This is a genomic window from Aureimonas flava (assembly GCF_003583935.1).
Lineage (GTDB): Bacteria > Pseudomonadota > Alphaproteobacteria > Rhizobiales > Rhizobiaceae > Aureimonas > Aureimonas flava.
Genome location: NZ_QYRN01000008.1, coordinates 172,406 through 193,947, shown reverse-complemented (window position 1 = coordinate 193,947; position 21,542 = coordinate 172,406). Strand labels below are relative to the sequence as shown.

21 protein-coding genes and 1 tRNA gene are annotated in these 21,542 nt (G+C 71.0%); 11 read left to right on the top strand and 11 right to left on the bottom strand.

The window, feature by feature from the left end; translation table 11 throughout:
- Positions 1–57: 57 nt before the first annotated feature.
- Positions 58–1,506, top strand: coding sequence for a Si-specific NAD(P)(+) transhydrogenase (gene sthA / locus D3218_RS15870; protein WP_119541043.1), 1,449 nt, complete (start codon positions 58–60; stop codon positions 1,504–1,506).
- A 43-nt stretch (positions 1,507–1,549) separates the two neighbouring features.
- On the opposite strand, the gene D3218_RS15865 is transcribed toward sthA, so the two are convergent.
- Positions 1,550–2,818: an MFS transporter gene (locus D3218_RS15865; protein ID WP_119541042.1), complete on the bottom strand. Its 1,269-nt coding sequence runs from the start codon at positions 2,816–2,818 to the stop codon at positions 1,550–1,552.
- A gap of 61 nt (positions 2,819–2,879) precedes the next feature.
- Positions 2,880–2,955, bottom strand: a tRNA-Ala gene (locus D3218_RS15860).
- Positions 2,956–3,147: 192 nt separating this feature from the next.
- Between D3218_RS15860 and D3218_RS19835 the strand changes: the two genes are divergently transcribed.
- Positions 3,148–3,450, top strand: coding sequence for a YggT family protein (locus D3218_RS19835; RefSeq protein WP_168990555.1), 303 nt, complete (start codon positions 3,148–3,150; stop codon positions 3,448–3,450).
- 9 nt (positions 3,451–3,459) lie between these two features.
- Here the strand turns inward: D3218_RS19835 and D3218_RS15850 are convergent, their stop codons facing one another.
- Positions 3,460–4,242 (bottom strand): DUF3108 domain-containing protein, encoded by a 783-nt coding sequence (locus tag D3218_RS15850; RefSeq protein WP_119541040.1) that lies wholly within the window; start codon positions 4,240–4,242, stop codon positions 3,460–3,462.
- 245 nt (positions 4,243–4,487) lie between these two features.
- Between D3218_RS15850 and rpmB the strand changes: the two genes are divergently transcribed.
- Together rpmB and D3218_RS15840 are read left to right on the top strand one after the other, a co-directional pair.
- The gene (rpmB, locus tag D3218_RS15845) at positions 4,488–4,796 is read left to right on the top strand and encodes a 50S ribosomal protein L28 (RefSeq protein ID WP_119541039.1); all 309 of its coding nucleotides are present in this window, start codon (positions 4,488–4,490) and stop codon (positions 4,794–4,796) included.
- Positions 4,797–4,910: 114 nt separating this feature from the next.
- Positions 4,911–5,600: a queuosine precursor transporter gene (locus tag D3218_RS15840; protein WP_425359314.1), complete on the top strand. Its 690-nt coding sequence runs from the start codon at positions 4,911–4,913 to the stop codon at positions 5,598–5,600.
- On the opposite strand, the gene D3218_RS15835 is transcribed toward D3218_RS15840, so the two are convergent.
- The 5 genes from D3218_RS15835 to D3218_RS15815 all read right to left on the bottom strand — a co-directional run bounded on the left by D3218_RS15835 (position 5,573) and on the right by D3218_RS15815 (position 10,699).
- Positions 5,573–6,619 carry an esterase-like activity of phytase family protein gene (locus tag D3218_RS15835; RefSeq protein ID WP_119541038.1) on the bottom strand — a complete coding sequence of 349 codons (1,047 nt, stop codon included), beginning with the start codon at positions 6,617–6,619 and terminating at the stop codon, positions 5,573–5,575. The two genes, D3218_RS15840 and D3218_RS15835, sit on opposite strands and share 28 nt — an antisense overlap.
- Positions 6,620–6,621: 2 nt before the next feature.
- Positions 6,622–8,526, bottom strand: coding sequence for a cobaltochelatase subunit CobT (cobT, locus tag D3218_RS15830; RefSeq protein ID WP_119541037.1), 1,905 nt, complete (start codon positions 8,524–8,526; stop codon positions 6,622–6,624).
- Positions 8,527–8,530: 4 nt separating this feature from the next.
- Positions 8,531–8,998, bottom strand: a complete 468-nt coding sequence (locus D3218_RS15825; protein WP_119541036.1) for a hypothetical protein — start codon at positions 8,996–8,998, stop codon at positions 8,531–8,533.
- Entirely contained in the window at positions 8,998–9,984 is a 987-nt protein-coding gene (gene cobS / locus D3218_RS15820; RefSeq protein ID WP_119541082.1) for a cobaltochelatase subunit CobS, read from the bottom strand. The genes D3218_RS15825 and cobS overlap by 1 nt, the downstream gene beginning before the upstream one ends.
- A 94-nt stretch (positions 9,985–10,078) precedes the next feature.
- A complete protein-coding gene (locus D3218_RS15815) occupies positions 10,079–10,699 on the bottom strand; it encodes a J domain-containing protein (protein WP_119541035.1) in 621 nt (206 codons plus the stop codon).
- A gap of 133 nt (positions 10,700–10,832) precedes the next feature.
- Between D3218_RS15815 and D3218_RS15810 the strand changes: the two genes are divergently transcribed.
- Together D3218_RS15810 and D3218_RS15805 are read left to right on the top strand one after the other, a co-directional pair.
- A complete protein-coding gene (locus D3218_RS15810; protein ID WP_119541034.1) occupies positions 10,833–11,135 on the top strand; it encodes a BolA family protein in 303 nt (100 codons plus the stop codon).
- A 5-nt stretch (positions 11,136–11,140) separates the two neighbouring features.
- Positions 11,141–11,842, top strand: a complete 702-nt coding sequence (locus D3218_RS15805; protein WP_119541033.1) for a YoaK family protein — start codon at positions 11,141–11,143, stop codon at positions 11,840–11,842.
- On the opposite strand, the gene aroB is transcribed toward D3218_RS15805, so the two are convergent.
- Complete coding sequence (gene aroB, locus D3218_RS15800) at positions 11,839–12,963, bottom strand: 3-dehydroquinate synthase (protein ID WP_119541032.1); 1,125 nt, start codon at positions 12,961–12,963, stop codon at positions 11,839–11,841. The genes D3218_RS15805 and aroB overlap by 4 nt on opposite strands.
- Positions 12,960–13,544, bottom strand: a complete 585-nt coding sequence (locus D3218_RS15795) for a shikimate kinase (protein ID WP_119541031.1) — start codon at positions 13,542–13,544, stop codon at positions 12,960–12,962. Before D3218_RS15795 ends, aroB begins: the two co-directional genes overlap by 4 nt.
- Positions 13,545–13,787: 243 nt before the next feature.
- Between D3218_RS15795 and D3218_RS20145 the strand changes: the two genes are divergently transcribed.
- From D3218_RS20145 to D3218_RS15780, 4 genes are all read left to right on the top strand, one after another.
- Complete coding sequence (locus D3218_RS20145) at positions 13,788–13,970, top strand: histidine kinase (RefSeq protein WP_245415067.1); 183 nt, start codon at positions 13,788–13,790, stop codon at positions 13,968–13,970.
- Between the two features lie 2 nt (positions 13,971–13,972).
- Positions 13,973–14,917, top strand: a complete 945-nt coding sequence (locus tag D3218_RS15790) for a site-specific tyrosine recombinase XerD (RefSeq protein WP_280959976.1) — start codon at positions 13,973–13,975, stop codon at positions 14,915–14,917.
- A 157-nt stretch (positions 14,918–15,074) separates the two neighbouring features.
- Positions 15,075–16,034 (top strand): acetyl-CoA carboxylase carboxyltransferase subunit alpha, encoded by a 960-nt coding sequence (locus D3218_RS15785; protein WP_119541029.1) that lies wholly within the window; start codon positions 15,075–15,077, stop codon positions 16,032–16,034.
- Between the two features lie 275 nt (positions 16,035–16,309).
- Positions 16,310–17,323: a L,D-transpeptidase family protein gene (locus D3218_RS15780; RefSeq protein ID WP_245415066.1), complete on the top strand. Its 1,014-nt coding sequence runs from the start codon at positions 16,310–16,312 to the stop codon at positions 17,321–17,323.
- A gap of 118 nt (positions 17,324–17,441) precedes the next feature.
- On the opposite strand, the gene secA is transcribed toward D3218_RS15780, so the two are convergent.
- Entirely contained in the window at positions 17,442–20,174 is a 2,733-nt protein-coding gene (secA, locus tag D3218_RS15775; protein WP_119541027.1) for a preprotein translocase subunit SecA, read from the bottom strand.
- Between the two features lie 308 nt (positions 20,175–20,482).
- On the opposite strand from secA, the gene D3218_RS15770 reads away from it, so the two are divergent.
- Positions 20,483–21,481 carry a peptidylprolyl isomerase gene (locus tag D3218_RS15770; RefSeq protein ID WP_119541026.1) on the top strand — a complete coding sequence of 333 codons (999 nt, stop codon included), beginning with the start codon at positions 20,483–20,485 and terminating at the stop codon, positions 21,479–21,481.
- The last annotated feature ends 61 nt before the right edge of the window (positions 21,482–21,542 follow it).

The window sequence follows — 21,542 nt, the reverse complement described above, 5'->3', positions numbered from 1 at the left end:
AGGCGGCCGACGGCGTTTCGATCGGGACGGGCGGCCAGGACGCGGACGGGGTATCAGATGCAGCGCTACGACATGATCGTGATCGGCAGCGGTCCTTCCGGCCGGCGCGCCGCCATCCAGGCGGCCAAGCTCGGACGCGAGGTCCTCGTGGTGGAATCGCAGGCGCGCGTCGGCGGCGTGTCCGTCCACACCGGCACCATCCCTTCCAAGACCATGCGCGAGACGGTGCTCAACCTGTCGGGCTGGCGCGAGCGCGGCTTCTACGGGCGCGCCTACCGCGTGAAGCAGGACATCACCAGCGCCGACATCCAGGCCCGCATGGTGAAGACGCTGGAGCACGAGGTGGACGTGCTCAACCACCAGTTCGCCCGCAACGGGGTGAAGATCCTTCACGGCCGGGCGTCCTTCCGCTCGGCCCATGCGGTGGACGTCGCCCTCGCTTCGGGCGAGGTGCGCACGGTGGAGGGCGCCACCGTGCTGATCGCGGTGGGCACGCGCCCGTTCCGGCCGGACTACGTGCCCTTCAACGGGATCAACGTCTTCGATTCCGACGAGATCGTCGAGATCCCGAAGCTGCCGCGCTCGCTCACCGTGATCGGGGCGGGGGTGATCGGGGTCGAGTACGCCACGATCTTCTCCGCGCTCGAGGTGCAGGTGACGCTGATCGAGCCGCGCCCGACCTTCCTCGACTTCGTGGACAAGGAGCTGATGGAGGAATTCGTCCACGATCTGCGCGACCGCAACGTGGCGCTGCGGCTGGGCGCCGAGGTGAGCCGGATCGAGTTCGACGGCGGCGGGCGCCCGGTGTGCCGCCTCGCCACGGGGCGCGACGTCGCCAGCGACGTGCTCCTGTTCGCGGCCGGGCGCATGGGCGCCACCGACGGGCTGAAGCTCGACGCCGCCGGTCTCTCCTGCGACCATCGCGGGCGCATCGCGGTGGACCCGAAGACCCTCCAGACCGCCGTTCCCCACATCTACGCCGCCGGCGACGTGATCGGCTTCCCGAGTCTTGCCTCCACCTCCATGGAGCAGGGCCGCATCGCCGCCTGCCACGCCTTCGGCGCCCCGACGCCGCCGTCCCCGGAGTTCTTTCCCTACGGCATCTATTCGGTGCCCGAGATCTCGACGGTCGGCATGAGCGAGGAGGACGTGCGCAAGCGCGGCATCGCCTACGAGTGCGGCATCGCCCGTTTCCGCGAGACGTCGCGCGGGCACATCATGGGCCTGCAGAGCGGCATGATGAAGATGATCTTCTCCAAGAAGACGCGCCGGCTGCTCGGCGTCCACATCGTGGGCGAGGGGGCCACCGAGCTGATCCATATCGGCCAGGCCGTGCTGAACCTGAAGGGCACGATCGACTACTTCATGGAGAACACGTTCAACTACCCGACGCTGGCCGAGGCCTACAAGATCGCCTCGCTGGACGCCTGGAACCGCGCCTTCGCGCCGCTGCCGGGCGCAGCGCCGGTGGCCGCGCCCGAAGGGGCGGGCGAGGCGATCGACTGACCGGGCGCCGGCGCCCGCGCGGAGCGCCGCCGGGCCCGATCTCCTACTCGCGGGCCGCTAGGCTGCGCGCCCGGCGGAGCTGCGGAAAGGCCCAGGCCCAGAGCGCGGCGATCGCCACCGTGCAGGCGCCGCCGATCACGGTGGCCGGCACCGCGCCCACCAGCGAGGCCATGACGCCCGCGCGGAACTCGCCGAGCTCGTTGGACGCGCCGACGAAGATGCCGTTCACCGCGTTCACCCGGCCGCGCACGTCGTCCGGCGTCCAGAGCTGGAGCAGGATCTCGCGGATATAGACCGAGATCATGTCCGACGCGCCCATCAGCACCAGCGCGGCGATCGAAAGCCAGGGCGAGGTCGACAGGCCGAACAGCACCGTGAAGGCCCCGAACAGGGCGACGAAGCCGAACATCACGAGGCCCGCGTGGTCCTTTACCGGATGGGCGGCGAGCCAGATCGCGGTCAGGATGGCGCCGACGCCGGGCGCGGCGCGCAGGAGCCCGAGGCCGAACTCGTCGACCTGGAGGACGTCGCGCGCGAACACCGGCATCAGTGCCACGGCGCCGCCGAGGAGCACCGCGAAGAGGTCCAGCGACACGGCGCCCAGGACCACCTTCTCGCGCCAGATGTAGCGGAAGCCCGCCAGCACCGTCGTGATGCTCGCCGGCTCGCGGCTGGTGCGCTGCGCGGGGGCGGGCACCGAGACGATCAGCGCGGCGGCCACCGCGAACAGGGCGAGCGCCACCGCATAGGACAGATGCGCGGACAGGCCGTAGAGAAGGCCGCCCGCGACCGGGCCGACGATCGAGGCGATCTGCCAGGACGAGGAGTTCCAGGCGATGGCGTTGGCCAGCTCGTCCTTGGTCACGAGGTTGACCACCAGCGACGACGCGGCCGGGCCGAAGAAGGCCCGCGCGACCCCGAGAACCACCAGGACGGCGAACACCGGGGCGGGCGAGGCGAGGCCCTGGAAGGTGAGGAAGAGCAGCGCCCCCGCGCCGGCGGCCTGCGCCAGGATGGCGATCGCCATGATGTGGCGGCGCGAGTAGCGGTCGGCGACCGTTCCGGTGACGAAGACGAGCAGCAGCGCCGGCAGGAACTGCGACAGGCCGATCAGGCCGAGGTCGAGCGGGTCGCGCGTCAGGTCGTAGATCTGCCAGCCGACCGAGACCGCCACCACCTGCACCGCGAAGGCACCCAGGAACCGCGCCAGCCAGTAGCGCAGGAAGCGGCTGTTGCGGAAGGCGGCGAACCGATCCTCGACGGGCGCCTCCACCGGCGTCTCGCCCTCGGGGTTCCGCAGATCTTCGGTCATGGCTTCGCCTCGGCCGGCCGGGCCGGTCCGCTTGTCTGCCATGGGTCGCAAGGGAAGGAAATGGTGGAGCTGAGCGGGATCGAACCGCTGACCTCGTCATTGCGAACGACGCGCTCTCCCAACTGAGCTACAGCCCCGTCCACCAGTGGGCGGCTTGTAGGATGGCGGCGGCCGGCCTGTCAAGCGCGATGTCGCCTCGCGTTCACGAACGCGTTTGCCCGCTCGCGCAACTGGCATTCGTTAGGGAAATCCCCATCTCGTCGTGCGAGCCTCGCGCCACGATTCCGCCCAAGGCCGAGAGCCGCAACCCGAGAAGGCTGCCCTCCGACATGCTCGCCGTCATCCAAGTCGTCCTCCTGATCCTCAACATCCTGTGGTGGATCATCATCGCGTCGGCGATCCTGTCGTGGCTGTTCGCCTTCAACATCGTGAACCCGCGCAACCAGTTCGTATCGGTGATCGGCGACTTCCTGTACCGGATCACCGAGCCGCTCTACCGGCCGATCCGCCGCATCCTGCCCAATTTCGGCGGGCTCGACCTGTCGCCGCTGGTGGTCCTGCTTGTGATCTTCTTCCTGCAGCAGATCATCTACATCTACGTCGTCCCGGCCGTGTACCGCGCCGGCATCTGACGGCGCGTCTCAGGGCTTGGCGAAGGTCGAGGCGGTCAGCGTCAGCGGGCCGACCTCGGTCGGCACGCGCACGCGCACCGGCGCATAGACGCCGGTCTCGCCGATCGGGGCGAACCACAGGCGGATGGTCTTGCCGCGCAGGAACTTCAGCCCCTTGGACGAGGTGCGGTAGCCGCCCACCGGCCGGACCGTGGTGGTGCACACCGTGGCGTCGCCCTGGAACCCGTCGGCGCGGAACGATTCGGTGCCGGCCGGCGCCAGCGGCAGGTCGATCCGGCTCCAGCCGTCGAAGAGGGCCAGCGTGCGCCGGCACAGGTCCTCGGGCTTGCCCGGCTTGATCATCAGTCCGCTCAGCGGATCCACGACGCTGGCGAGCTGGGCCGGGCGCACGGGCACGAAGTCGGCCGGCGCGGGACTGCGCGCCGGTGGGGCGATCTTCGTCGACACCACGCCGCCGCCGCGAAGCGCGAGGTCGCTCGACCAGGACTTGCCGTCGCTGGTATAGGCGAGCGCGTAGCGGTCGGCGAGGAGCCGGGGGCCGGCGATGCGGCCCGACACCGAGCTCGTGCCGCGCGTCGAGGACACGAGCTCGGCCAGCCCCGCCGAGGACAGGGTGCCCCACACGGCGAACCGCGTGCCATCGATCGTGGTGCGGAACTCGGCACGCCCGACCGGCAGGCCGATCAGCGAGATCGTGTAGCTGGTGCGCAGCGCGGGGGCTTCCGCCCCGGCCGGCGCGACGGCGGCGGCCGACAGGGCGAGCGCGAGAAGTCCGGGGGCGGCGCGGGGCATCGGACGGGTCTCCGAAGAGCGGGGAGGGGGCCTCGCTCCGTTCTGCGGGGCAAACGCGGCAGCATCATGCCCGGATGCCGGGGCCTTTGGGGGCGGAGAGCGCCACGTCGCGGCTTGACGGGCGGCGCGCGCGCCACTATAGGGGCAGTCGATTTTCCGATCATGCCATGGGGTCGATGATCGCGCTGCCGTTCCGGCGGCGGCGCGCCCCGGAAGGCCGTATCGAACGTTTGAAAGGTGATCCCATGTCACGCGCTTGCGAACTGACCGGCAAGGCCGTCCAGACCGGCAACAACGTCAGCCACGCCAACAACAAGACCCGTCGTCGCTTCCTGCCGAACCTGTGCCAGGTGACGCTGATCTCCGACGCGCTCGGCCAGCGTTTCCGCCTGCGCGTCTCGGCGCACGCGCTGCGCTCGGTGGAGCACCGCGGCGGCCTCGACGCCTTCCTCGCCAAGGCGTCCGAGCACGACCTGTCGCAGAAGGCCCGTCTCCTGAAGCGCCAGATCGCCAAGAAGACCGCGGCGACCGCCGCCACGGCCGAAGCCGCCTGAGGCGCTTCGACCCATTGCGATTCTGAAGGCGCCGCCCCCCGGGGCGGCGTTTTCGCGTCCGATCCGAACCCGACGCTGGTGCCATACCCCAGCCTAAAAAAATGGATGCCCCCCGTGACCCTGTCCCGCCGCACCGTGCTGCCGGTGATCGCCATGACGATCATCGTCCTCGCCTCCAACATCGCCGTGCAGTTTCCCGTGCAGGGCACGCTCGGTCCCCTGTCGCTGGCCGACCTCCTCACCTGGGGCGCCTTCGTCTATCCCTTCGCCTTCATCGTGACCGACGTGAACAACCGCCTGTTCGGGCCGGTTCTGGCGCGGCGCGTCGTGTATCTCGGCTTCGCGGCGGCGGTGCTGAGCTCCATCGTGCTTCCGCCGATCCTGCATCGGCTCGGCCTCACGCCCTTCGAGACTGAGGCGGGGCGCCTCCTGCGCATCGCGCTGGCCAGCGGCTCGGCCTTCCTGGTGGCCCAGCTCCTCGACATCCTGGTGTTCAACCGGCTGCGCCGCCTGTCCTGGTGGAAGGCGCCGCTGGCGAGCGGGATCCTCGGCACGGTGGTGGACACGATGGTGTTCTTCTCCCTCGCCTTCGCGCCGCTGTTCCTGCTGCTCGGGCCGAACGAGCCCTTCGCCCTGGAGACCGCGCCCCTGTTCGGCCTCCTTGCGCTGGAGGCGCCGCGCTGGGTGTCCTGGGCGCTCGGCGACTTCGGGGTGAAGCTCCTGATCGCGGTGTTCGGCCTCGTGCCCTACCGCGTGGCGGTGGGCGCCTTCCTGCCCTATCGCGAGGCGCCGGCGGCGGCCTGAGGGCCGGCCGCCTGCCGATCCTCGGCCAGGCGGAACTCCAGGTAGAGGTTGCGCTGGAAGATCGAGCCGTTGTCGTCGGACACCAGCGACAGGTAGGTCTGGCCGTCCGCATCCTGCCAGGCGTCGATGCCTTCCATGTTGTCGATCTCCTCGCCGAGATCGGCCTCCATCAGCACCGGCCCGTCCACCAGCGCGCCCGGGCGGATCGTCTCGCCGTCGATCCGGCGGATGCGCATGCCGACGCGCCCGAATCCCTCGTAGCGCCGCTCCAGGAGGAGAAGGTCGCCGCCCGGCAGGAACGTGCCGTCGGTGACCGCCCACGGCAACGCGCGCCGCACCTTGAACAGGCCGCGCCCCAGAATCGCGGCGAACAGGTTGCCGTCGCCGTCGACGGACTGCTCGGCCACCACGACCACGGCGCCGCGCAGCGGCGAATCCTGCGGCGCGGCCGCGATGGTCTCGATGCCGCCGTTGCCGCGCAGCTCGCGCCGGGGGATCGGCAGCGGCAGGCGCCGCCCCTTGGCCTCGAACGGCGTCCACGCCGGCCGGAAGGCCTCGATCCGATGGTCGCGCTCGAAGCTCACCAGCGCCTCGCCGTCCCGGATCGCCAAGCCCTCCGCGTCGGCCTGCCCCTTGTTCGGCATCGGGCGCCCGGCGGGGTTCAGGATCGGGGCGATGCGGGCCTCGGCAATGCCCACGGGGCGACCCTGCGCGTCGCGCCGGATCGTCCCGGCGAACCAGAAGCCGGTGTCGGTCACCGCCAGGAAGCCGGCGCCAAGGGGCTTCATGCGGATCGAGGAGACGCCCTGGAGGCGGCGGTCGGACGAGGCGTAGGAGAAGCCCCCGCGATAGTCGAGCGCGCCGAAGCGCACCGTGTCGCGGCCGATCGCGAAGCGGGCGATCGGCTGGGCGCGGATGGGCGTCTCGTCGGCGAGGGCCTGCGGCACAGGGGCCAGGGCCGCCAGGAAAAGCGCCGCGGCGAGCGCCGGCCGGCCGGCGCGCCGGGCGAGCAGCCCCATCCTCAGCGCCGGCCGGCGGCGCGGCGTCGGCGCAGGGGCATCTCCCCCTCGTCGGCGAACAGGGCCGCGAGCTGCTCGGTCATCGCACCGGCCAGTTCCTCGGCGTCCGAGATCGTCACGGCGCGGCGGTAGTAGCGCGTCACGTCGTGGCCGATGCCGATCGCCAGGAGCTCCACCGGCGAGCGCGTCTCGATCTCCTCGATCACCGCGCGCAAGTGCCGCTCCAGGTAGTTGCCGGGGTTCACCGAGAGGGTCGAATCGTCCACCGGCGCCCCGTCCGAGATCATCATCAGGATGCGCCGCTGCTCGGGGCGGCCGAGCAGGCGGTTGTGCGCCCAGATCAGCGCCTCGCCGTCGATGTTCTCCTTGAGCAGCCCCTCGCGCATCATCAGGCCGAGATTGCGCCGGGCCCGCCGCCAGGGCGCATCGGCGCCCTTGTAGACGATGTGGCGGATGTCGTTGAGCCGGCCCGGCCGCTGCGGCTTGCCGGCCTTGAGCCAGGCCTCGCGGGACTGGCCGCCCTTCCAGGCGCGCGTCGTGAAGCCCAGCACCTCGACCTTGACGCCGCAACGCTCCAGCGTGCGCGCTAGGATGTCGGCGCAGGTCGCCGCCACGGTGATCGGCCGGCCGCGCATCGAGCCGGAATTGTCGATCAGGAGCGTGACGATCGTGTCGCGGAACTGGGTGTCGCGCTCCATCTTGAAGGACAGGGGCTGCATCGGGTCGGTGACGAGCCGGGTGAGGCGCGCCGTGTCGAGGTAGCCTTCCTCGAGGTCGAAGTCCCAGGCGCGGTTCTGCTGCGCCATGAGGCGACGCTGGAGGCGGTTGGCGAGCCGCCCGACGGCGCCCTGGAGCGAGACGAGCTGCTTGTCGAGAAAGGCGCGCAGCCGGTCGAGCTCGGCCTCCTCGCACAGCTCCTCCGCCCCGACCGTCTCGTCGAAGGTCTCGGCGAAGACGCGGTAGTCCGTGTCGCCGAGATCGCGCGGCATCGGCTGGTTGGGCCGGCGCGAATCGCCGGGCGTCTCCGAATCCGGCTCGTCCTCGTCCGACGCCTCCTCGGCGGTGGCCTCGGACGTCTCGGCCTCCGACGCGTCCTCCGTCTCCGCCTCGCCCTCCGTCTCCTCGGGCTCGGCCTCGTCCTGGCCCGCTTCCTTCTCGGCGCCCGCTTCCTCGTTGTCGCGGCTCTGGCTGTCGCCGGCCTCCTCGGGCGAATCCTCGTCCTCAGACTGCGATTCGTCGGCCAGCTCCTCCGCCATGTCCATCGACACGAGCATGTCGCGGATGGCGCGGGCGAAGAGGCGCTGGTCCTCCACCGTCTCGCCGAGCCGCTCGAACTTCGGCCCCGCCTTGTCCTCGATCCAGTCGCGCCAGACGTCGACCAGCGCCTGCCCGCTCGCCGGCACGGGGCGGCCGGTCAGCCGCTCGCGCACCAGGAGCGCCAGGGCATCCTCCAGCGGCGCCTCGGCGCGGTCGGTCACCTCGGAGAGGTTGGAGCGGTGATACTTGTCCTCGAGCATGGCGGCGAGGTTGTCGGCGACGCCCGGCATGGCGTTGGCGCCGATCGCCTCGCAGCGCGCCTGCTCCAGCGCGTCGAACACGGCCCGCGCCCCGCGCCCGTCGGGCGAGAGCGTGGCGTGGACGCGCGCGTCGTGACGCGCCTTGCGCAGGGCCATCGCGTCCGACAGGCCGCGCACCACCGACACGTCGCCCTGGCCGGCGCGCTTGGGCAGCTCAGGCAGGCGGGCACGGCTGCCCGTCAGGCCCGGCCGCTCGTTGCCGTAGGTGACCTCGAGCTCGCCGTCCCCGGCGATGGCGCGCATGCAGCCGGCCACCGCGCGCCGGAACGGCTCGCGGTCGGGCGCCTTGCCGCGCGGGGCCTTGGTCGAGTTGTCGCCGATGCGGGGCACGAGACTAATCCTGCTTGCGGATCCTGGGATCCAGGCGGTCGATGCGGATGGCTTTCACCGGCGTGTCGGACAGGCGGATGCTGGCGTCCGGCTGGCGTTCCAGGAACAGCGAGACGATGCCCTGGTTCATGCCGCCGTCTTTCACCGAGAAGAATCCTTCCAGCGTCACGGCTCCGTGCTGAAACCCGAAGCCGCCGTCCGCGACGATCTCGGTCTCCGAGCCCGATCCCGGCCGGTAGGCGACGAAGCGCCCGCCGTCGGTCGACGCGCTGAGCCCCTCCTGGTCCGCGTCGGCCCGGATGTCGAGGCCGACGATCGTACCGACCGAGTTCGACAGGAAGGCTTCGAGGCCGGGATAGGTCCGTGCCGTCAGCGCCCCCTCGACCCGCAGGATACGGTCCTGGGCCGCCAGCGCCGGAACGGCGAGGCAGCCGAGGGCCGCGGCGAGGAAGAGTGCCCGGCGTGTCGGCATCAGTCCAGCACGAGGTTCGACGCCGCCTCGGGCAGGTCCTCGCCGAAGGCGCGCTGATAGAACTCGGCCACCAGCGGGCGCTCGAGGTCGTCGCACTTGTTGAGGAAGGTGAGGCGGAAGGCGAAGCCGATGTCGCCGAAGATCTCGGCGTTCTCGGCCCAGGTGATCACCGTGCGCGGGCTCATCACGGTGGACAGGTCGCCATTGACGAAGGCCGAGCGCGTGAGGTCGGCGACGCGCACCATCTTGGACACCTGGGCGCGCCCCTCCTTGGTCTGGAAGTGCCGGGCCTTGGCCTGCACGATACCGACCTCGTTGTCGTGCGGCAGGTAGTTCAGCGTCGTGACGATGGACCAGCGGTCCATCTGCGCCTGGTTGATCTGCTGCGTGCCGTGATAGAGGCCCGTCGTGTCGCCGAGGCCCACCGTGTTGGCGGTGGCGAACAGGCGGAAGGCGGGGTGCGGGCGAATGACGCGCGCCTGGTCGAGAAGGGTCAGGCGGCCGGAGGATTCCAGTACGCGCTGGATCACGAACATCACGTCCGGCCGGCCGGCGTCGTACTCGTCGAACACGAGGGCGACGTTGTTCTGATAGGCCCAGGGCAGCACGCCGTCGCGGAACTCGGTGACCTGCATCCCGTCGCGGACGGTGATCGCGTCCTTGCCCACGAGGTCGATGCGCGACACGTGGCTGTCGAGGTTGATGCGAACGCACGGCCAGTTCAGCCGGGCGGCGACCTGCTCGATATGGGTGGACTTGCCGGTGCCGTGGTAGCCCGACACCATCACGCGGCGGTTCTTGGCGAAGCCCGCCAGGATCGCCAGCGTCGTCTGCCGGTCGAACAGGTAGTCCGGGTCGGCCTCGGGAACGTGCGGGTCGGGCTTGGAGAAGGCCGGAACCTTCAGGTCGCTGTCGAAACCGAAGGTTTCGCGGACGGAGACCATGGCGTCGGGAAGGTTCGCCACATCCGGTTCCGCTGCACTCATCATACCTCCAGGGGCGCTGCCGCCGGGCGGCAGGCCGTCATCATGCGTCTCGCTCTGGCCGCCGGCGCGCGTCGAACCGGCCCGGACCCAGGGCTTAACAGAAGCCCGACGCCTTCAAAAGCTTGTAGGCCTGGATGACCTCGGCGAGCCGGTCCTCCGAGCCGCGGTCGCCGCCGTTGGCGTCCGGGTGGTACTGCTTGACGAGGGCCTTGTAGCGCACGCGGATCGCCTCGCCGCCGGCGTTCTCGGCCAGGCCCAGCGTGGTCAGCGCCTTCACCTCCAGCGTGCGCGCCTTGCGGCGCGGCGGCGGCGGCGCGGCCTCGCCTTCGCCGAACAGGTTGAACGAGTCGCGCGGGCGCGCCCCGTTCCAGCGGCGCGGGCGCCCGCTCGGCTTCTGCGAGGGCATGGCCCCGCCCGAATTGTTGGACCCCATGGTCCAGGTCGGCCGGTGGCCGGTCAGCGAGTCCTTGAGGTACTTCTGAATGTCGTCGTCGCCGAGCCCGGAGAAGTAGTTGTAGGACTTGTTGTACAGGCGCACGTGGTCGACGCAGAAGTGGAGGTACTGGCCCTCGTGGTCGCGCCCGCGCGGCGCCTTGTGCGAGCCCGGCTCCTGGCAGCCGTCCCAGGCGCAGACGGGCGTGCGCTCGGGTTCGGCGGCCCCCGAACGGGCGGGGCGGACCCGGATCTTGTCGAAGTATTTGGAGTCGAGCTTCATCAGACCGCGATTATGGGGGCCGCCCCCCGTGCGAACAAGAATTGACAGAACGGAAAACCCGCCCAAAACGGAAAGCCGGCAAGGCGCCGCGAGGCGCTGCACAGGGGCGATCCCAGACGGGCGAGGCGACATCATGACCAAGGCGGCCGAGATCGAGGCGAAGCTGACGCGGGCCCTGTCGCCCGAGCGGCTGGAGGTGGTGAACGAGAGCCATCTCCATGCCGGCCACCACCACGAGGGCAGCGGCCACCACGGCGGCTTCGACGGAACGGGCGAGACGCATTTTCGCGTGCGCGTCGTGTCGGCGGCCTTTGCGGGGCGGAGCCGGCTGGAGCGTCACCGGGCGGTGAACGCGCTTCTGGCGGCCGAGCTCGAAACCGGCGTCCACGCGCTCGCCATCGAGGCCGCCGCGCCCGGCGAGCCGACGCGCTTCTAGGCCCCATGCGCCGCCGCGTGCGCCGCCGCGCGCGGCAGCGGATCGCCGTCGGGCTCCTGTTCGCGAGCCTCCTGTCCTTCACGGCGGGGATGACCGACGCGATCGGCTTCCTGCTGGCGGGCGACTTCGTGTCCTTCATGAGCGGCAATACGACGCGTCTCGGGATCGCCGCCGGCACGGGGGAGTTCGGGCGCGCGGGCCATCTCCTGATTCTCGTGATCGCCTTCGTGGCCGGCAACGCGCTCGGCGCGCTGGCGATCCGGGCCGCGCGCGGCAGCCAGCCGGCGCTGCTCGCGGCGGTCGCGGCGCTGACCGGCCTGTCGGCGGCGCTGGGCGGGGGCGGGGCGGCGATCGTGCTGCTGGTGGTCGCCATGGGCGCGATCAACGTCGCGCTGGAGGAGGTCGGCGGCCAGGCGCTGGGCCTCACCTACGTCACCGGCGCGCTGTCGCGTCTCGGCCGGGGGCTGGCGCGCGCCGTCCGCGGCGAGGCGTCGCCGGGCTGGTGGGCGCAGGGCGTGCCCTGGCTCGGCATGGCGGCCGGCGCGGTCGCCGGCGCGCTGGCGCAGGCGCGCTTCGGCCACGCGGCGATCCTCGCCTCGACCCTCGCCTGCGCGGCCCTGTCGGGGCTCGCCCTCGCCATTCCCGAACGCTGGCGCCGGACCTATCTCGCGCGCCGACCCTACCGGCGGCCGACCGGTCGACCCTAGCCTGCGAGTTCCTCGGCGAGGAACGCGCCGAGCGCCTCGGGCGCGACGTCGCGCGCCACGAAGGAGCGGCCGAGGCCATGCGTCAGGATGAAGGTCAGCGACCCGCGCGTGACCTTCTTGTCCTGCGCGATCCGGTCCATCAGCGCCTCCAGCGTGAAGCCCTCGCCGGGAATCTCCTGGATGCGCGTCGGCAGACCGGCGGCGCGAAGATGGGCCTCGGCCCGCACCGCGTCCTGGCCGGGGCAAAGGCCGAGCCGGCGGGAGAAGCGGTGGGCCAGCGCCATGCCGACCGAGACGCCCTCGCCGTGGACGAGGCGGGCGGGGTCGTAGCGCGCGACGGACTCCAGCGCGTGGCCGAACGTGTGGCCGAGGTTCAGGAGGGCGCGGTCGCCGTCCTCGCGCTCGTCGCCCGCGACCACGGCGGCCTTCGCCCGGCAGCTCGCCGCCACCGCCTCGACCCGCGCCGGGCCGCCCGCGAAGATCGCCGCGCGGTTCGCCTCGAGCCATTCGAAGAAGTCCGGCCGGTCGATCAGCCCGTACTTGACCACCTCGGCGTAGCCGGCGCGGAACTCCCGCTCGGGCAGCGTGTCGAGGACGTCGGTGTCGGCCAGCACCAGCGCGGGCTGGTGGAACACGCCCACGAGGTTCTTGCCGCGCGGGCTGTTGATGCCGGTCTTGCCGCCCACGGAGCTGTCGACCTGCGCCAGCAGCGAGGTCGGCACCTGGACGAAGCGCATGCCGCGCCGCGCGATGCCGGCGGCAAAGCCCGACAGGTCGCCGATCACGCCGCCGCCGAGCGCCACCACCGCGTCGCCCCGCTCCAGCCGCTCGGCGAGGATCCGGTCCACCACCGTCATCAGGTGGTCGAAGGACTTCGTGGTCTCGCCGGGCGGCAGGGTCAGGAGCGTCGCCGCGACGCCGGCCCGGGCCAGCGAGGCCAGGAGGCGGTCGGCGTGCAGCGCGGCCACCGTCCGGTCGGAGACGACCAGCGCGCGCGCGCCCGGAAGACGCGCGGCGAAATGGTGTCCGGCGTCCTGGAGGAGCCCAGGGCCGATCAGGATGTCGTAGCTGCGGGCGCCGAGCTCGACGCGCACCGAGACGGGAGAGGGGGCTTCGCTCATGCGCCGGCCTTGAACAGGGGGTGGCGCTGCAGGAGGTCCAGGATCTCGCGCGCCACCGCCTCACGCTTGACGTTGCGCGTCTGGACCTGGAGGTCGGCCTGCGCGTAGACCGGATAGCGCTGGTCCATCAGCGCCTTGAGCGTGGCACGCGGGTCGGAGGTCTGGAGCAGCGGACGCGTCGGCCGCTTGGCGACGCGCTCCATCAGGACGTCCAGCTCGGCGTTGAGCCAGACCGTGATCGACCGTTCCGCCAGGAGCCGGCGCGTGCCCTCGTTCATGTAGGCGCCGCCGCCGGTCGCGATCACGCGCGGCCCGTCGTCCAGGAGGCGCGCCACCACCCGTGCCTCCAGCGCCCGGAACTCGGCCTCGCCATAGGTCGCGAAGAGGTCCGCGATCGTCATGCGCGAGGCGTCCTCGATCTCGTGGTCGGTGTCCACGAAGGGCAGGTCCAGCATCTGCGCGAGCTTGCGCCCGACCGTGGTCTTGCCCGCGCCCATCAGCCCGACGAGCACCACGGGCCGTCGAACGGCGCGCGGGGCGGGCGGTGGGGTGACGGGCAGAGCCCCGGCGGTCTCGATCATCGGCTCAGGCGGTCAGGAAACGGGCTGGATCGGCCCTGCGTGAGACCAGAAAAGCCCAGGGCCGTCAAGCGAACCGCGGCGCGGGGCGGGGGACGGCGCCGGGGCGGGCGGGTTCGTGCGCGCGGCGCCATGGCCCCGCCTTGTTCGCCCGGCACTGGGGCGCCGGGGCACTGTCCCTCGCGCCGGACTGTCTCTAGTGTCCGCGACATCCACCCCGCTCCCGATCGAAAGCCGTGCCGCCCGATGCCCACCCTGACGCGCCTCCTGACCCTTCTCGCGCTCGTCGTCGGCGCGGTCTACGCGGCGATGGCGGCGCTGGTGGCCTTCGTGGAGCCCGAGCCCGTGCCGGTCGTGGTGAAGGTGCCGATCCCCGCCCTCCAGCCCGCCCCGGTGGCACCCAACACGCAGACCGGGGTCGCGCCGTGACGGTGGCGCCCGGCCGCGACGGGGCGCATGTCGATGCCTTCCTGGAGATGATGGCGGTGGAGCGCGGCGCCTCCGAGAACACGCTCGCCGCCTATCGCCGCGACCTCGAGCACGCGCGCGCCGCGCTGCGCGCCGCCGGCACGCCCCTGTGGGAGGTGACCACCGAGGCCGTGCGCGCCTATATGGCGGGGCTCGACGCCCAGGGCTTCGCCGCCTCGTCGCGCCAGCGCCGCCTGTCGTCGCTGCGCCAGTTCTTCAAGTTCCTCTACGCCGAGGGGCGCCGGCCGGACGATCCGACCTCGCCGATCGAGGGCTCGCGCAAGGAACGGGCGATCCCCAAGATCCTGTCCGAAACCGAGGTGGACCGGCTGATCGGCGAGGCCGAGGCGGCGGCGGGCGACCCGGAACTGCGCGGCGCCGCGCTGGCGCGCGCACGCCGGATGCACGCGCTGGTCGAGATCCTCTACGCCACGGGCCTGCGCGTGTCGGAGCTCGTCGCCCTGCCGCGCGCGGTGCTGCGCTCGCGCGGCAGCCTGATCGTGGTGCGGGGCAAGGGCAACAAGGAGCGCATGGTGCCGATCGGCGAGCGGGCGCGCGACGCCATGGAGGCCTTCGCCGCCTCGCTGCGGGACCTGCCGGGCGCCGGCGAGAGCTGGCTGTTTCCCGGACTCTCGGAGAGCGGGCACATGACGCGCCAGGCCTTCGCGCGCGACCTCAAGGGTCTCGCCGTGCGCGCCGGGATCGCGCCGGCGCGCGTCTCGCCGCACGTCCTGCGCCACGCCTTCGCCAGCCACCTCCTGCAGAACGGGGCGGACCTGCGCGTGGTGCAGGAGCTTCTGGGCCATGCCGACATCGGCACGACCCAGATCTACACCCATGTCCTGGAGGAGCGGCTGATGCGTCTGGTCACCGACCACCATCCGCTGTCGGACCTCTCGTCCGACTGAAACGCCCACCTTTCTTGACATTCGGGTGACGGATCGCCAGTTTGCGCGCCGACGCGAACCCCAAGGTTCGGCGCGCGGCCGAGCCAGCCGGCCGTTCAGGCCGGGGGCGCAGCGACCCGCCGCCGGACCGCCAAAGGACGGCGCAAGGCCCGGCTGGATGCACAACTATCTCGACTTCGAAAAGCCCGTCGCCGATCTCGACAGCCAGATCATCGAACTCAAGAAGATCGGCGACGCGGAAGGGCGGATCGACGTTTCGGAGGACATCCAGCGCCTGGAGACCCGCTCCGCCGACGCGCTGGCCGATCTCTACCGCAAGCTGACGCCCTGGCAGAAGACGCAGGTCGCCCGTCATCCCGACCGGCCCCACTGCGTCGACTACCTCGCGGCCCTGGTCACCGACTTCACGCCCCTGGCCGGCGACCGCTACTTCGCCGAGGACCACGCGATCATCGCCGGCTTCGGCCGCTTCAAGGGGCGGCCGGTCGCGGTGATCGGCCAGGAGAAGGGGTCGGACACCCAGACCCGCCTCAAGCACAATTTCGGCATGGCGCGGCCCGAGGGCTACCGCAAGGCGGTGCGCGTCATGGAGATGGCCGAGCGGTTCGCGCTGCCCGTGGTGACGCTGGTCGACACGGCCGGCGCCTATCCCGGCATCGGGGCGGAGGAACGCGGCCAGGCCGAGGCCATCGCCCGTTCCACCCAGACCTGCCTCGGCCTGTCGGTGCCGCTGGTCTCGCTCATCATCGGCGAGGGCGGCTCGGGCGGGGCGATCGCGCTCGCCGCGGCCAACCGCGTCCTGATGATGGAGCACGCGATCTATTCGGTGATCTCGCCGGAGGCCGGCGCCTCCATCCTGTGGCGCGATTCCAGCCGCGCCAAGGACGTCGCCCAGGCGATGAAGATCACCGCGCAGGACCTCAAGGGCTTCGGCGTGATCGACGAGATCGTGTCCGAGCCCCTCGGCGGCGCCCATCGCGGCAGCGAGGCGGCGATCGAGACGGCGGGAGCGCGGATCGAGGCGGCGCTCGTCGAGCTGTCGGCGCTGCCGGGAGAGGAGCTGAAGCGCCAGCGCCGCGAGAAGTTCCTGGGCATCGGCCGCGACCTCAAGGTCTGAGCGGGCCGGGCGGGGCCCTGCCTTCAAACGGTCTTCGATCCGCGCTAAGAGCCATCGGAAGGACGCCTCGCGCATCCTTTCCAAGGGGGAACGAAATTTCGGACGTTTCCCGCCCGGTCGTTAAGCTTCCGGTAACCGTCCCGGTCCGAAAAGAGGGCGATGCCCCCAGCCGCAACCTGCGGCCGGCGGGGTTCGGGTTCGGTTCGAGGGTGCGCGCGGCTTGCCGCCGCTCCGCAGCGTGGGGGTCGGCAATGACGGCACGACGTGTTGGCGCGATGGCCTTGCTGGGGCTCGGTCTCATGGCGCTGTCGGCATGCCAGCAGGACGACGTGTTCGCCGATCTCGTGGGCCCCAACGCGCCGCTGCCGCCGGCCCTCGTGAAGGTCATCCGGGCCAAGGACATGGGCGAGAACTCGCCCATCCTGGTGCGGCTCTACAAGGAGGAGTCGGAGCTGGAGGTCTGGAAGCAGACCACCGACGGCACCTTCGCCCTGCTCAAGACCTATCCGATCTGCGCCTGGTCGGGCCAGCTCGGGCCCAAGCGCAAGGAGGGCGACCGGCAGGCGCCCGAGGGCTTCTACCACCTGACGCCCGGCCAGCTGAACCCGACCTCGAACTACCACCTCGCCTTCGACATGGGCTATCCCAACGCCTACGACCGGGCGAACGAGGCCTCCGGCACGCATCTGATGATCCACGGCTCGTGCAACTCGTCGGGTTGCTACGCCATGGACAACTGGCAGATGGAGGAGCTCTATTCGCTCGCCAACCACGCCTTCAAGGGCGGCCAGCGGTCGATCCAGATCCAGGCGCTGCCCTTCCGCATGACGCCGCAGAACATGGCGCGCCACCAGAACTCGCCGCATGTCGCCTTCTGGAAGATGCTGAAGCAGGGCACCGACCGCTTCGACCTGACGCACAAGCCGGTGGCGGTCGCCGTCTGCGAGAAGCGCTACGTGTTCGACGAGACGCTGGGCGACGGGCGCACGCTCGACGCCGAGGGCCATTGCCCGGCGATCGAGACGCCGGCCGACCTCATGGCCAAGCAGGTGGCCGACGAGGAGCTGCAGCGCAAGATCGCCTCCACCATGACGCCGGACGAGTTCGTCGTGCCGGTCGCCTCGACCTACAAGACCGGATCGCCGATCTCGGCCGAGGCCTACGCGGCCGAGCAGCACCGGCGCGAGGGCTACGACCGCGACGGCAAGCCGCTCCAGACGGCGCGCTCGTCCATGTTCCGCACCCTGATCCAGAAGAAGCCGGCCGCCGAGACCGCGCGCGAGCCCTGAACGCGGGCCCCGGCAGCGGGGCCGCGCGCGGGATCGTCTCCCATACGAAACGCGAGAAGGCCGGCCCGAGGGCCGGCCTTCTCGCGTTAGGGCGCCCCTTTTCGGGGTGGGAGTGCCGTCAGGCGATCTGCGCGTAGGCGCCATGGCAGTGCTTGAACTTCTTGCCCGAGCCGCAGGGGCAGGGCTCGTTGCGCGAGACCTCGCCCCAGGTGTCGGGCCGCTCGGGATCGCGCTGCAGGGGGTCGGTGCCGGGGGGGGTGAAGTCGGCGGTGAGGCGCGCGGCGCCCTGCCCGAACTCGTCCTCGCCCGTGGTCGCGTCGATGTGGTGCGCCTGCATCTCGGGCAGCACGGGCTCCTCGGTGTCCGGGCGCACCAGCTCGACGCGCATGAGCTGCTGCGTCACGCGCTCGCGAAGCTGATCCAGCATCGTCTGGAAGAGCTCGAAGGCCTCGGACTTGTACTCGTTCAAGGGGTCGCGCTGGGCGTAGCCGCGGAAGCCCACGGCCGAGCGCAGGTGGTCGAGGTTGACGAGGTGCTCGCGCCACAGGGCGTCGATCGTCTGCAGCACCACCGAGCGCTCGATGTAGCGCATGATCTCGGCGCCGAACCGCTCCTCGCGGCTCGCGGCGGCCTGGTCCACCGCCTCGAAGATGCGCTTCTTCACGTCCTGGTCGTCGATGCCCTCCTCGTCCGCCCAGGCGGCGACGGGCAGGTCGAGGTTCAGGAACTCGCGGATCTCCTCGGTCAGCTCGGCCGTCTCCCACTGCTCGGGATAGGCGTTCTCGGGCATGCGCTTGGCGACCAGCGTCTCGATCAGCTCGTGGCGCATGTCGGCGACGGTCTCGGCGAGCGACGCCGCGTCCATCAGCTCGAGCCGCTGCTCGAAGATGACCTTGCGCTGGTCGTTCATCACGTCGTCGTATTTCAGGAGGTTCTTGCGGATGTCGAAGTTGCGCGCCTCGACCTTCTTCTGCGCCTTCTCCAGCGCCTTGTTGATCCAGGGATGGACGATCGCCTCGTCCTCCTTGAGCCCGAGGCGCGTCAGCATCGTGTCCATGCGCTCGGACCCGAAGATGCGCATCAGGTCGTCCTGGAGCGACAGGTAGAACTTGGAGCGGCCGGGATCGCCTTGGCGTCCCGAGCGGCCGCGCAGCTGGTTGTCGATGCGGCGCGACTCGTGGCGCTCGGTGGCCAGCACGTAGAGGCCACCGGCCGCCAGCGCCTCGTCCTTGAGGCGCTGGATGTCGGCCTTGAGCGAGGCGATGGCCGCCTCGCGCTCGGGACCCTCGGGCACCTCGGCGAGCTCGCGCTCGATGCGCATGTCGAGGTTGCCGCCGAGCTGGATGTCGGTACCGCGGCCGGCCATGTTGGTGGCGATGGTCACCGCGCCCGGCACGCCGGCCTGCGCGACGATGTAGGCCTCCTGCTCGTGGTAGCGCGCGTTGAGGACCTGGAAGTCCTTGAGGCCCTCGCCGCGCAGCCGCTCGGCCAGCATCTCGGATTTCTCGATCGAGGTCGTGCCGACGAGGATCGGCTGGCGCCGCTCGGCCGCGAGCTTGATCTCCTTGGCGATCGCGCGGAACTTCTCCTCGGCCGTGCGGTAGACCTCGTCGTCCTCGTCCAGACGCACCACGGGCAGGTTGGTCGGGATCTCGACGACGTCGAGGCCGTAGATGTCGGCGAACTCGGCCGCTTCGGTCGCCGCCGTGCCGGTCATGCCGGCGAGGCGGTCGTACATGCGGAAGTAGTTCTGGAAGGTGATCGAGGCGAGCGTCTGGTTCTCGGGCTGGACGGTGACGCCTTCCTTGGCCTCCAGCGACTGGTGCAGCCCCTCGGAGAAGCGACGGCCGGGCATCATGCGGCCGGTGAACTCGTCGATGATGACGATCTCGTCGCCCCGGACGATGTAGTCCTTGTCGCGCTGGAACAGCTTGTGGGCCTTCAGCGCGTTGTTGACGTGGTGGACGATCGTGACGTTCTCGATGTCGTAGAGCGAGGGGCCGTGCAGGTGCCCCGCCGCCTCCAGCATGCGCTCCAGCTTCTCCGTGCCGTCCTCGGTGAAGGCGACCTGTCGCTGCTTCTCGTCCACCTCGTAGTCCTCGGGGGCGAGCTGCGGGATGAAGCCGTCGATCGTGCGGTAGAGGTCGGAGCGGTCGTCCAGCGGGCCGGAGATGATGAGGGGCGTGCGCGCCTCGTCGATCAGGATCGAGTCCACCTCGTCCACCAGGGCGTAGAAGTGCCCGCGCTGGACCATCTGGCCGCGCTCGTACTTCATGTTGTCGCGCAGGTAGTCGAAGCCGAGCTCGTTGTTGGTGGCGTAGGTGATGTCGCAGGCGTAGGCGGCCCTGCGCTCGTCGTCCGACATGCCGTGGACGATCACGCCGACCGTGAGGCCGAGGAAGTTGTAGACGCGGCCCATCTGGCCTGAGTCGCGCGTGGCGAGGTAGTCGTTCACGGTGACGACGTGCACGCCCTTGCCTTCGAGCGCCTTGAGGTAGACCGGCAGGGTGCCGACCAGCGTCTTGCCCTCGCCGGTGCGCATCTCCGCGATGGCGCCGCCCGCCAGCACCATGCCGCCGATCATCTGCACGTCGAAATGGCGCAGGCCGAGCGCGCGCTTCGAGGCCTCGCGCACCGTCGCGAAGGCGGGGACGAGAAGGTCGTCCGTGGTCTTGCCGGCGGCGAGTTCGGCGCGGAACGCCTCGGTGCGGGCGCGCAGCTGGTCGTCGGACAGGGCGGCGAGCTCCGCTTCCAGCGCGTTGATCGCCTTGACCGTGGGCTCGAACTTGCGGACCCGGCGCGAGTTGGAGGACCCCAGCAGCTTGCGGGCCAGACCGCCGAAACTCACCATCCGAAACGTCCTTTCAGGGAACGAGATTGTCGCGGGCGCGGTGCGCCTCGCGGGTCCGCCGCCGGGGATCGTCGCCGATCCGCGAGCCCGCGCTCCGGGACGCGGCGGCTGGACTTTCAGAACGCTGGAGAGATAAGAGGGCCCCCGGAGGAAGTCAACGCCGCGCCCCGCGCGGGGTTTCGGCCCTCAAAACACCGCAAAGTCGGCTCTTTGCGGTGCGCGGGAGCGGCAGACGCGCACCCGCCCGCCGGCCGGATCGGACCGGCGCACCGCCCTTGTTTTGTCGTTGACGGGAAGGCTTCCGCTTCATGCTCACTTCGCTCCGCACGCGGCTCGCCGCCTCCGGCCTGATCCTGGCCGCGCTCGCCGCGAGCGCCCATGCCCAGGACGCCGCGGCGCCTGCCGCACCTGCCGCGGCGCCGGCGGCACCCGCCCCCGTCGCGCCCGACACGGTTCTGGTCACGGTGGGCGACGCCAAGATCACGCAGGCCGACCTCGAGGCCGCGGGCGCCGATCTCGGCTCGCAGTTCGCCCAGCTTCCGCCCGACCAGCGGCGCCTGGCCACGCTCGCCGCGCTGATCGACATCCGCGCGCTGGCCGCCAAGGGCGAGGCCGAGAAGCTCGCCGACGACCCCGAGACGGCGCGCCGCATCGCGTTCCTGCGCGAGCGCGCCCTGCACAACGCCTATTTCGAGAAGCACGGCATCGCGGCGATCACCGACGCCGAGGTGCGCGCCCGCTACGACCAGGAGGTCGCGGCCATGAAGCCGGTCGAGGAGGTGCACGCCAAGCACATCCTCGTGCCCACGAAGGAAGAGGCCGAGGCGGTCGTCAAGGAGCTCGACGCCGGCAAGGACTTCGACGCGCTGGCCGCCGAGAAGAGCACCGGCCCGACCGGGCCGCAGGGGGGCGACCTCGGCTTCTTCGGTCCCGGCCAGATGGTGCCGGCCTTCGAGACCGCCGCCTATGCGCTGGAGCCCGGCACCTACACGAAGGAACCGGTGCAGACGCAGTTCGGCTGGCACGTCATCAAGGTGCTGGAGAAGCGCCCGCAGCAGCCGCCCGCCTTCGAGCAGGTCGCCGACCAGGTGCGCCAGGTGGTGATGCGCGAGAAGTACGTCGATCTGGTCCAGGCCGCGCGCGCCGAGGAGGGCGTGACCTACGAGGACCCCGCGCTGAAGGCGCAGGTCGAGACCATGGAAAAGGCGATGTCGGGCGGCGGCGAGGATCCCGAGGCGGTGGCCGACGAGGCCGAGGGCGAGGCCGCCCCGGTGCCGGCCGAGGGCCAGCCGGCCACCGCCCAGTAGGCCACGGGCCGAACCACGCGACGAGGGGCGCCGGAGCCGATCCGGCGCCCCTTTTGCTTGG